Origin of the sequence: Nocardia sp. NPDC002869 (genome assembly GCF_046764065.1) — a bacterium.
Taxonomy (GTDB): Bacteria; Actinomycetota; Actinomycetes; order Mycobacteriales; family Mycobacteriaceae; genus Nocardia; species Nocardia rhamnosiphila.
The window spans coordinates 28,081-39,323 of record NZ_JBKOOL010000036.1; the positions used below are offsets into that span (position 1 = coordinate 28,081).

General features: G+C 69.5%; 9 protein-coding genes and 2 pseudogenes. 5 read left to right on the top strand and 6 right to left on the bottom strand.

All coding sequences use genetic code 11. The annotated features are described in order from the left end of the window. Window positions 1-31 precede the first annotated feature (31 nt). Entirely contained in the window at window positions 32-268 is a 237-nt protein-coding gene (locus ACLML9_RS09760; protein ID WP_411945198.1) for an MbtH family protein, read from the top strand. A gap of 72 nt (window positions 269-340) precedes the next feature. Here the strand turns inward: ACLML9_RS09760 and ACLML9_RS09765 are convergent, their stop codons facing one another. The 5 genes and pseudogenes from ACLML9_RS09765 to helR form a co-directional block, all read right to left on the bottom strand. Further along, a complete protein-coding gene (locus ACLML9_RS09765; protein WP_411945199.1) occupies window positions 341-1,591 on the bottom strand; it encodes a lipase family protein in 1,251 nt (416 codons plus the stop codon). Window positions 1,592-1,719: 128 nt separating this feature from the next. Further along, a complete protein-coding gene (locus tag ACLML9_RS09770) occupies window positions 1,720-2,967 on the bottom strand; it encodes an arabinosyltransferase C-terminal domain-containing protein (RefSeq protein ID WP_411945205.1) in 1,248 nt (415 codons plus the stop codon). Further along, window positions 2,941-3,729: pseudogene (locus ACLML9_RS09775) on the bottom strand (arabinosyltransferase domain-containing protein); the annotation flags it as partial. The gene ACLML9_RS09770 and the pseudogene ACLML9_RS09775, both read right to left, overlap by 27 nt. A 148-nt stretch (window positions 3,730-3,877) precedes the next feature. Next, window positions 3,878-4,516, bottom strand: a complete 639-nt coding sequence (locus tag ACLML9_RS09780) for an HD domain-containing protein (protein WP_411945200.1) — start codon at window positions 4,514-4,516, stop codon at window positions 3,878-3,880. Window positions 4,517-4,803: 287 nt separating this feature from the next. After that, window positions 4,804-7,008 (bottom strand): RNA polymerase recycling motor ATPase HelR, encoded by a 2,205-nt coding sequence (gene helR, locus ACLML9_RS09785; RefSeq protein WP_411945201.1) that lies wholly within the window; start codon window positions 7,006-7,008, stop codon window positions 4,804-4,806. 206 nt (window positions 7,009-7,214) lie between these two features. On the opposite strand from helR, the gene ACLML9_RS09790 reads away from it, so the two are divergent. Together ACLML9_RS09790 and ACLML9_RS09795 are read left to right on the top strand one after the other, a co-directional pair. After that, the gene (locus ACLML9_RS09790) at window positions 7,215-7,394 is read left to right on the top strand and encodes a YceI family protein (protein ID WP_411945206.1); all 180 of its coding nucleotides are present in this window, start codon (window positions 7,215-7,217) and stop codon (window positions 7,392-7,394) included. 160 nt (window positions 7,395-7,554) lie between these two features. Continuing rightward, window positions 7,555-8,334, top strand: a complete 780-nt coding sequence (locus ACLML9_RS09795; protein ID WP_411945202.1) for a thioesterase II family protein — start codon at window positions 7,555-7,557, stop codon at window positions 8,332-8,334. A gap of 3 nt (window positions 8,335-8,337) precedes the next feature. On the opposite strand, the gene ACLML9_RS09800 is transcribed toward ACLML9_RS09795, so the two are convergent. Further along, window positions 8,338-8,616 carry a hypothetical protein gene (locus ACLML9_RS09800; protein ID WP_411945203.1) on the bottom strand — a complete coding sequence of 93 codons (279 nt, stop codon included), beginning with the start codon at window positions 8,614-8,616 and terminating at the stop codon, window positions 8,338-8,340. A 275-nt stretch (window positions 8,617-8,891) separates the two neighbouring features. Between ACLML9_RS09800 and ilvD the strand changes: the two genes are divergently transcribed. Beyond that, entirely contained in the window at window positions 8,892-10,571 is a 1,680-nt protein-coding gene (gene ilvD, locus ACLML9_RS09805) for a dihydroxy-acid dehydratase (protein ID WP_411945207.1), read from the top strand. A 96-nt stretch (window positions 10,572-10,667) separates the two neighbouring features. Next, window positions 10,668-11,243: pseudogene (locus tag ACLML9_RS09810) on the top strand (cytochrome P450); the annotation flags it as partial.

Sequence of the window (11,243 nt, forward strand, 5' to 3'; positions counted from 1 at the left end):
AGAACGACAACGACGATCCAGGAGAGATGATATGAGCGCGAACCCGTTCGACGACGCGGACGGCCGCTTCCTCGTACTGGTCAACGACGAGAACCAGCATTCCCTGTGGCCGGCCTTCGCCGAGGTGCCGCACGGGTGGCGGATCGTCTTCGGTGACGCCGGCCGGGCCGCCAGTGTCGACTACATCGAGCGGAACTGGACGGATATGCGGCCCAGCAGTTTGCGTGAGGCGGTCACCACCGATCAGGGCCCGGTCACCGGTCGCTGAATCGGGACGGTCCGGCGGACCGCGGGGCGCCGAACAGGCCCCGGCCCACCGGGGCCGGGGCAGAGACATAATTCAGCAGTTCGACGGCGCCGGGTCGCCGCGGAAACGGCCCTCGAGCCATGTCATTACGGCGGGCAGGCCGAGGACCGCCGCGGACAGATGTTCCGGCGATACGGTGAGTTCGGCTTGCAGCGCTACACCGGCCGCGCAGTAACGCTGGTTCGTGCGGCGGATGGAATCCACCGGAATCAACGGATCGGTCGCCGAATGCCATTCGAAAACAGGCATGTCGGGTACGCCGTCGAATAATTCGAGGCTGTTCTCCTCGAGCACCGCGCGGGCGTCCGGGCTGTCCGCCAACGACATACTGCCGGCGAATTCGGCCACACTGCGTCCGGCCCCGGTGGCCAGTATTTCGTTGACGCATCCGTTCGCGAGCGTGTTACGGGTCAACAGTCCTCGCGTGTTCATCGACTCGCTGATCGGGAAACGGTTCGGATATTCGCGTTCGAGGCCGATCCCGGCCGCCATCACGAGGCCGAAGGCCGGATGCGGGCCGGTGTTCACCGCTTCGATCATGCGCACCAGATTCATCGGCACACCGCCGATCGCCGCACCCGCGATATCCAGTTCTGGCGCATAGTCCGGGGCGAGCGCGGCCGCCCAGGCGGTGGCCATGCCGCCGCCGGAGTAACCGGCCATGGCGACGCGGCTGTCGCGCAGGCCCAGGCCGGCCGCGCGGACCGCGCGGATGCCGTCCAAGGTGATCTGGCCGCCCAGCCTGGCCGCACCGTAGGCGGACGTCGGACCGAGATGGTCGGGCAGCGCCACACTCCAGCCGCGGACCAGCACCGCGTTCAATGCCGCGGCCTCGCGGACCTGGAGGGTGGGGTCGGGACTGTAGAGCACCCGGGAGACGGCGCAGCGGGTGCCGAGCCCGTTGATGATGTGCTGATAGGACAGCAACGGTCCGCCGGGAGCGCGCCCCTGCGGCGTGAGCACGGTGGTGGTCGCCGCGATCGGTCGGCCGGTCGAATCGGCCGAGCGGAATTTCACCAGGGTCACCGTGGACCCCGGGAACATCGGCAGCGGAGCCATCTTTCGGGTTTCCAGCACCTCCCCGGGCGATTTACCGGAGATATCGCCCGGCGCGGCATAAAACGGATCGGGATCGGGTAGGGGGTAGATGGGCGCGGCCACGGCCGGGCTCGCGCCGATCACGGATACCACGGCAAAACTGCCGAGGAGTACGGCGCCGAAGGCGCGCACCAATAGATTTCGATCTGATCTCGGAATCTGCACGCGACAAGTATCAGGGATCATCGCGCGAATTCGTGAACGCGCGCGTTCCAGTCTTGTTGTGTCGCGTATTCTTCCGGATCACCGCGGCGGAGCGTCGCCGAAATATCGGCAGTCGGCGCCGGGCCCGCGCGCAGGTCCGGCGACTCCGCTTACCAGGTGACGTGGATGGGGCCGGGACTCCACAGCCCGGAATGTTCTTCCCGGGCGACGCTCGGCGCGGCCGGGCGGGCCGAGGTGTCCACGGGCGTCAGCCGCTGCAGCTGCCCCCAATCATGATTCCAGTCGTCCTTCAGATAGGTGGCCAAGGTCCGGGAGCGCAGCAATTGGCGACTCCAGCCCAGCGGCCCACCCCCGTCGTGGCGTTGCCAGAGGTTGGTGGTGTTCGCGGCGGAACGGTCGGGCAGGATGCGCCAGCCGGGCGCCTGGGCGATGCCGTCCTTGTGATCGAACGGTCGCTGGCACGGGAACTGCAGGCCTACCGCCCAGTCGAGCAGCACCGGCTGGTCGGAGCCGATCAACTCGTCGAGCGTGCGCGTCTGCGGAATCCGCGGCGGGGTCAATGCGATCCACTGCTCGGGATCGAGCGTTCTGTCCTCGGCGACGATCCGGACCACATCGGCCCGGTCCGGAATCTCGTCGAGCGGAACGCGCAAATTGCGCCACGACGGCGTCGGGCCGATATCGATGGGGATCACCTGCCCGAGCGACCGGGCCCCGGACGCCGGATCAGTGACCCCGTACTCGATATCGACGGGTTGTCCCGGCATGACCGCGCCGTCCTGGGTGATCGCCCGGAACCGGCCCGCCGCGGTGATGGCCATGATCCCGGTCCGGTCGGCCGGGTCGGGCAGCCGGTACCAGCCGGTGGTCAGTTCGGCCGATTCCTGCTGACCGGCGGTTCCGAGGACAGGTGTGGCGTCCGATAGGCCGAACGGCAGTGGCGCCCCGCCGGTCTGGGTGACCGAAGTGCCGTCGGAGGTATCGCTCAGGGCATCGGCGAGGCTGTTGTCGTCCGCGGGCTGATCGTCGTCGGAGGTGACGTCGGCGACCCTACCGGGGACGAAGCCGTCGGCACCCGCCGCGAACGTCGTGGCGGCATCACCGGTCAGCGGCGGGAGCATCGAGGTATTCGGGTCGGATTCGACCAGGACATCGTTGGCCAGTCCGCACGGCTTCCCCAGTACGGCATCGACATTCGAGCGGGCCAGGGAGAACGCCGGATACTGGGTGGCCGCGGCGGTGGCGAACGAACCCACCTGGAAGATCACGATCACGACCGCCGCCACCGTCAGCGGCGGAATCTTCACCAGCCGCCAGGCCCGCGGCGAAACCCGTTGCGGGGTACCCGGTTCCGGTGCCCGTAGATGCCACCATCCAGCGAGCGCCAGGCACAGCACGGCCACGGTCAGGAAGATCTCGCTCAGCCCGACGCCGCCGATCGCCGGAGCCGTATCCCACCACGGAATACCGTGGCCGGAGGCGTAGAACCATTTGTTGACGCCGGTGAAGATCTGCGCCGGCGCCACCGCCACGATGGCGGCGAACAGCGCGCGGTACCGCGGCGCCCGCATCCCCTTCGGACCTACCGCCACCGCGGTGACCACGGCGACGGCGCCGGCCGGCCCGGCGAAGACACCGTTGTGGTGGGTGAACTTCGTGGGCACCGTCGCCATCAGCAGCATCGCCCCGAAGGTGATTCCGAGCAGGCGTTTCGCCGGGCCCGAGGTGACGAAGGGGATGCGCCCGCCCTTGCGCAACAGCACGAAGGCGCACACCAGCAGCCCGAGCCACATGGCGACGACCCCGAAACGGCGTCCGATCGAACCGTCGGCGGTGGCGGTGAACAGCCGCTGATAGGCCTGGTAGTCGTCGAACCAGGGCACCGACGGGCCGACCGCGTTGTGTACCCGGCTCATCTCGAACATCGCCGACAGCGGTGGGACACCGAAGGCGAAGACCAGCACCAGGGTTCCGGCCGCGGCCAGCGGGGCCAGTAGGGCTCCGTAGGCGGAAATTCGTGCGGACCACCCGATCTCCGCGCCACGACCTGCGGTGGCCGCTGCCACAGCGCGGGCCCGCTGGATACCGAACCGGACCACCGAGCGCGCACCGGCCGCCAGCGGCGCGAAACAGATCACCCCCGACGGCGCCGCGGTGAGACTGAATGCCGCCCCGCACCATGGTGTCCGTCACGGGGCGCGATCGTATCGTGACGTATTCGTAACCGGAGGAATCGGGCGCTTGATTCTCAGCCCGCGCTCAGGTGGGAGATCTTGCGCGACCGTGTGAACAGCGAGGACGTGGCGCCTATTCGGGCCATGGGCCGGCCTCGATGGCGTCCACGAAATCGGTGCGGGTGAAGCCCGGCTGGAAACGGGCGAGCACATCGGCATTGATGGTGCCGAACGTGGTGTCGGGTCGATCGGCGAAACCATGGGCGAAAGCGGCCAGGATCTGCTTCTTGAAATCGGGTCGCGGATGAGCCGCGACCACCGCGCGGATATCATCGGGGTCCAGGTCGTGGTAGCCGATACCGAGGACATCGGTGGCGACACCGGCGTTCACCAGCGCGATCTCGGGTTCCATGTGTTCGGGGATGCCGGGGGTGGTGTGCAGGGCGATGGCCGTCCAGACCCGCTGGGCCGCCGCGGTGCCCACGCCGTGGGCGGTGAGGAAACGGCGCGCTTCGTCGGCGCCGTCGACTTCGAATCGCTGATGGGTGGTGCGGTAGGCGTCGGTCCACCCCAGATCGTGGAAGAGCGCGCCGACGTAGAGCAGTTCGGGGTCGGGATCCAGGCCGCGGCGCCGGCCCCACAGCATCCCGAACAGGTACACCCGCCGGGAGTGGTGGAACAGTAGCGGCGAGGCGCTGTCGCGCACCAGATCGGTGGCCTCGGCCACCATCCGGCTGTCGGGTACCACCACTCCTGCGATGGACTCGCTCATACCGAAACCTCCTGTACATGAGGTGGTCCTGTTGTTGCCCGGAACGTCGAGAAGTCCGGCACGGCCCTCGTTTACTCGGTGTGCCGGCGGTCCTGTGCCCCGGGTGCGGACTGCCTGCATCTCGGAGAAGATACAGGCCGAGGGGTGGAACGAGCATAGATCGCGGGCGGGACGGGGGAGTCGTGGTCGATCGGCGTGTGGCCCGGTCCCGGCCCTGGAACCACAGATCCGCGCGCTGCGCCACCGCGCGCTCGACCGGCTCGCCGGTGCCCGGGCCCGCCCGGCGGTCACCGCCCGTTCGGCCGTCCCCCGGCCGGGATCGGTGTCCCGGTGTCGGTGAGCCCGTGCAGTGCCGCCGGCAGCGGCTGCCGGTGCAGGACACCGAGCCGCTGGGTGGCCCGGGTGAGGGCCACGTAGAGCTCGGCCGCGCCGCGCGGACCGTCGGCGAGAATCCGTTCCGGCTCCACGATCAGGACGGCGTCGAACTCGAGGCCCTTGGTCTCCGACGCCGCGACCGCGCCCGGCACATCCGACGGGCCGATCACCACGCTGGTGCCCTCGCGGCCCGTTTCCGCTTCGATGAACTCGGCCACGGCGTCCGGCAATTCGTCCGCGGTCACCTGCCTGGACCACGGCCGGACACCGCAGGCGCGCACCGACTCCGGTGGCTCGATCCCGGGCGCGAACTCGGCCAGCACCGCGGCGGCGACGGTCATGATCTCCGCGGGGGTGCGGTAGTTCACCGTCAGCGACCGGTACACCCACCGGCCCGGTACATACGGCCGCAATACCGCGTCCCACGACCGCGCACCCGCCGCCGACCGGCGTTGCGCGAGATCGCCGACGATGGTGAAGGACCGGCCCGGGCAGCGTCGCATCAGCACCCGCCAATCCATCTCGGACAGTTCCTGGGCCTCGTCGACCACCACGTGCCGGTAGGTCCAGTTCCGGTCGGCCGCGGCGCGTTCGACGAGTTCGCGGGTATCGCGTTCGAGGAATCGATCCGCCAGGTCCTCGGCGTAGAGGAGGTCCTGCGCGAACAGGTGGTCCTCGTCGTCCATCATGTCGGTGCGGTCGATCATGATGTCCAGTACTCCCGCGGCGTATTCCGCCTCGGCCCGGCGTGTCCGGTCGGCGGCTCGCTCGTCCGGATCGCCTCCGCCCAGCAGGTCGGCCAGCTCGTCGAGCAGCGGCACGTCCGAGACGGTCCAGGCCGCGCCCGCGGCGCGGAACAGGGCCGGGTCGGCGCCCGCCGCGCGCAACCGATCGGGGGACGAGTACAGCGACGCCAGCAGGTCCTGCGGGGTGAGGACCGGCCAGAGCAGGTCCAGCGCCCCGGTGAACGCGGAGTTGTCCGCGAGTTCGGCGATCAGATCCTTACGCATGTCTTCCCATGCCGCGTTGTCGTCGCGGGTCAACCATCCCCGGCCGATCCGGCCGATCGCCCGTTCGGTGAGCACATACGTGACGATCTCGCGGAACACCGCCCGGGCCTCGTTGTGCGGTAGTTCGCTCGCCCGCGCCTCCTCCCGGGCCCATTCGGCGGTTCCGGCATCGATGCGCACGGTCACATCCGCCAGTTCGATGGGCAGCGGTTGTTCCGGTAGCCGCTGCCGATCCGCGATCGCCGCGGCGAGTACGTCCAGCATCCGCAGCGACCCCTTGACCCGCGCCGCCTCCGGCGCGTCTTCGGCCGTGACCCGCAGGCCCGGCACGAAGTCACCGGTGGTCATGAAGACCACATCGGATTCGCCGAGCGAGGGCAGCACCCGGCCTATGTGGTTCAGGAAGGCCGGATTGGGTCCGACGACCAGCACACCGTGGCGCTGGATCTGCTCCCGCCGGGTATAGAGGAGATACGCGACACGGTGCAGCGCGACCACGGTTTTCCCGGTACCGGGACCGCCCTCGATCACCAGCACACCGGGATGGTCCAGCCGGATGATCTCGTCCTGTTCGGCCTGGATGGTGGCGACGATATCGCGCATCCCTTCGCCACGCGGCGCGGCGACCGCCGCGAGCAGGGCGGCATCCCCGCGCGCGTCGCCCCCGGGGCGCCCCAGCACCTCGTCGGTGAACTCGACCAGCCGGCGCCCGCGGGAATGGAACTGGCGGCGCCGCCGCATGTTCTCCGGGCTGGCGGCGGTCGCGACGTAGAACGGGCGCGCGGCCGGCGCCCGCCAATCCAGCAGCAGGGGTTCGTACTCGTTCGCTTCGTCGTACAGGCCGATCCGCCCGATATAGGAGGTCTCGCCCGCCACCGAGTCCAACCGGCCGAAACACAATGTGTTGTCCGCCACGTCCAGTCGCTTCACCTCTCTGGCCAGCGCCCGGACCTCGGCATCACGTTCCAGCAGCGTGGTGCCGTTCCCCCGCAGGGCCGCGTGGTATCTCCCCGTCGCCCGGGCGCGTTCGGCATCGAGCCGGGCGTAGAGCTCGTCCACGTAGGCCCGTTCGGATTGCAGCTCGTCTTCGTATCCCCGGTCCGCCATATGCCCTCACTTCGTTCGACGATCGCTGCATTGTCGCGGCGGCCGGGTGAGCTCCCCGGCTTCCGACCGGACGATTCTGCGGCATCACCCGGGCCTTGCCGCAAGGCCCCGGGTGCGCTATAGATTGATGGTGGAAGGAACTGGAATCGTCTCTTCCGCCGTCGGCCTCGTCTGTCGCGGTCTTACAGTGGCCACCACCGAATTCGATCCCCGCCTTACACCCGTGCGATGTCGGCGACTTCGGTCCTGGCCGTGAACGGCATGCCGGTTTCTCCGCGACCGGCACCATCAAGCGCACGGAGTTCGGTGTCGGGGGACCGTTGCCCGGGATGCTGAGCGACGTGGTCGAGGTCGAACTGGAGATCCAGCTCATCGAGCCGAAGTAGGCCGGACCGCTGCCGCCGGGGCCGGACGTAGCGGGCTCCCGCCTCGCCGCGGCTCCCGCGCGCCGCCTGTGCTCGTTTTCTCTACCTCTGTGGGACGCTCGATACCGGACCGGATCGATGAGGTCCGCGGGTGTCGGTGGCGAGCGGGAGGAAGATATCAGTGCCGAACGGTGGCGAGCAGGAGCTCTGGCTGCGCGAACTGAAGCCGGGCCGCGCCGGATATCCGGCATTGGTCTGCTTCCCGCCCGGCGGCGGTTCGGCCACGAGCTACCGGGGCCTCGCAGCGAGCTTCGGGCCCGGCCCATCGGTTTACGCGGTGCAGTATCCGGGACGCCAGAACCGGATCGGTGAGGAGTTCGTGTCCTCGATCACCGATCTCGCCGACCATATCGTCGCGGCCACCGATTCCCGGGTTCCCGGAAGTCCGGTGCTGTTCGGCCACAGCATGGGGGCCACTGTCGCGTTCGAAACGGCTCGGCGGCTCGAGGCGCGCGGGCGGCCGGTTGCCGCGCTGTTCGTCTCCGGGCGCCCGGATCCGGCATTCGCCGATCGGAGCACGCTGCACCGCGGAGCCGACGCCGACCTGATCGGCGAGCTCGAGCGACTCGCGAACGACCCGGCCACGGTCACGATTCTGCGCGACGAAGCCGCACTCGCCGAAATGGTGCTGCCCGCGGTGCGCAACGACTACCGAGCGGTCGAAACGTACCGGTACCAGGAAGGCGAGCGGCTGCGCTGCGATATCGTCGCCCTGCTCGGACGCTCCGATCCGACCACGACCCCGGAGCAACTGGCGCGATGGCGTGATCACACGAGCGGTGACTTCGCGGTCCGGCTGTTCCCGGGCGGTCATTTCTACCTCGACGAGCACGCGCGCGAGATAGCGGATCTCCTCACCCCGGTCCTCGCTGCCGGCGGCCCCCCGGCGACTCGGGGTTAGGTGTCACCCGAGCACGGTCCGCTCCCGGCGCAACACGGCCCGGGCCAGTTCGGCGGGGGTCCCGGTGGTGGTGGTGTCCACCACCGTGTCGTAGGGGTGACCGTGGGCGAACGCGGCGGCCGCGGTACACGCCGAGCGCAACATCCGGCGTCCGACGCCGCCGTAGCGGATGACCACCGTCGGCCGGTCCTCCGCGTCCTGGCCCGTCCGGTCGTACCAGAAGCCGTCGCGGCTGCGCGGGCCGTCCCGGCCGCCACCCCAGTTCGCCGGAATCCGGACCACCGTTGCGCAGAGCCTGGTAGCGCGGATCGTCGCCCGGTTCCGTGATCAGCGCCTACTGACCACTGCGCCGGACCCCGGCGAGCGGTGAGGCGGGCGGGTCGGGCACGGGGTCTCGCCGTGCGGTTCCACCCTCATCGTGGGTGAGCCCGGGTGCGGCGGTGTGCCGCCACCTCGCCTACGCGGGTAAGAGGTGCGGTCGCCGGGCGTGGTCCGGCGGTGTTCCGGGTCCGGAGGAGGATGATGGCCCCGTGGCTTCCGAACCGAATACTCCCGATATGAAACCGCGCAGCCGCGATGTCACCGACGGGCTGGAGAAGACCGCGGCCCGCGGCATGCTGCGCGCGGTCGGTATGGGCGACGACGACTGGGGTAAGGCCCAGATCGGCGTGGCCTCCTCGTGGAACGAGATCACGCCGTGCAATCTGTCGCTCGACCGGCTCGCCGGCGGATGTAAGGACGGCGTATTCGCCGCCGGTGGTTTCCCGATGCAGTTCGGCACCATCTCGGTCTCCGACGGTATCTCGATGGGACACGAGGGAATGCACTTCTCCCTGGTCTCGCGCGAGGTGATCGCCGACAGTGTGGAAACCGTGATGCAGGCCGAACGGCTCGACGGGTCGGTGCTGCTCGCGGGCTGCGACAAATCGCTGCCCGGCATGCTCATGGCCGCGGCCCGGCTGAACCTGGCCAGCGTATTCCTCTATGCCGGTTCCATCCTGCCCGGTATCGCGAAACTGTCCGACGGCAGCGAACGCGAGGTGACCATCATCGACGCCTTCGAGGCGGTGGGCGCCTGTTCGCGCGGCCTCATGAGCCGGGCCGATGTGGATGCGATCGAGCGGGCCATCTGCCCCGGTGAGGGCGCCTGCGGTGGCATGTACACGGCGAATACGATGGCCAGCGCGGCCGAAGCGCTGGGAATGTCGCTGCCCGGCAGCGCGGCGCCGCCGGCCACCGACCGCCGGCGCGACGGCTATGCCCGGCGCAGCGGGCAGGCCGTGATCGAACTGATCCGGCGCGGGATCACCACGTCCGACATCCTGACCCATGAGGCGTTCGAGAACGCCATCGCGGTGGTGATGGCGTTCGGCGGATCCACCAACGCCGTACTCCATCTGCTCGCGATCGCGCACGAGGCCGGCGTGGCGCTGAGCCTCGACGATTTCGCCCGGGTCGGCCGGCGCGTCCCGCATCTGGCCGATGTGAAACCGTTCGGCCGGCATGTGATGACCGATATCGACCGGGTGGGCGGTGTACCCGTGCTGATGAAAGCACTACTGGACGCCGGACTTCTGCACGGTGACTGCCTCACCGTCACGGGCCGGACGGTGGCCGAGAACCTGGCCGATATCGCGCCGCCCGATCCGGACGGCACAGTGGTGCGCGCGCTGTCGGCGCCCATCCACCCGACCGGCGGTATCACCATCCTGCGCGGTTCGCTCGCGCCCGGCGGCGCCGTGGTCAAATCGGCCGGTTTCGAATCCGATGTCTTCGAGGGCACCGCACGGGTTTTCGACCGGGAGCGGGCCGCGATGGACGCCCTGGAAGACGGGACCATCTCGGCCGGCGATGTGGTGGTCATCCGCTACGAGGGGCCCAAGGGCGGCCCCGGGATGCGGGAGATGCTGGCCATCACGGCGGCGATCAAAGGCGCCGGACTCGGCAAGGATGTCCTGCTGCTGACCGACGGACGGTTCTCCGGCGGTACGACCGGTCTGTGTGTCGGCCATGTGGCCCCGGAGGCGGTCGACGGTGGCCCGATCGCATTCGTCCGCGACGGTGACCGTATCCGGCTCGACGTCGGCGTGGGCGCCCTGGACCTGCTCGTGGATCCGGCGACGCTCACCGGCCGCGGCGAAGGCTGGGCGCCGCTGCCGCCCCGCTACACCCGCGGGGTGCTCGCCAAGTATTCACGACTGGTGGGTTCGGCCTCGAACGGTGCCGTATGCGATTGAGCCCGTGGCGGTTTCGGCCGTAAGCGGAGTGTGGGGAATGCGGGCGGGGATAGGCTCGTCGTGGACGCTCCGAGACACCACGCACCGGGGGTGACCATGACGACGAAGATTGCGCACACAGTAGGCACACTGATGTCCGCGCTCACCACACCGTTCGGGCAGGCCGACCCCTATCCGCTGTACCGGGAGCTCCGCGAACTCGGTCCCGCCGCTCACACTCCGGACGGGACGCTCGTGGTCGGCGGTTACCGGCTCGCCGCCACCCTGGCGCGCGACCATCGGCTGCTGAAGCGACCGGAACACGGACTCGCCGCCGCCGGGTTCGCCGACTGGCGCGAACATCCGGGCCTGCGCCTGATGTTCACCAGCATGCTGGTGCGCAATCCACCCGATCACACCCGGCTGCGCAGGCTGGTCTCGGGCGCTTTCACCGCGCGGCGAGTGGCCGGGTTGCGCCGGGCGATCGCCCGCACCGTCGACCGGCTGCTCGGCGACCTGGCCGGGCCGGACCCGGTGGATTTCATCGATGCTTTCGCGTTCCCCTTGCCGGTCACGGTGATCGGTGAGCTGCTCGGGGCGCCCGAAGCAGATCGGCTCCGGTTCCAGCCGCTGGCGCGGGACTGGGCGGGGGTGCTCGACCTACTGGACGGCCCGGGCGTCGCCGGAGCCGGC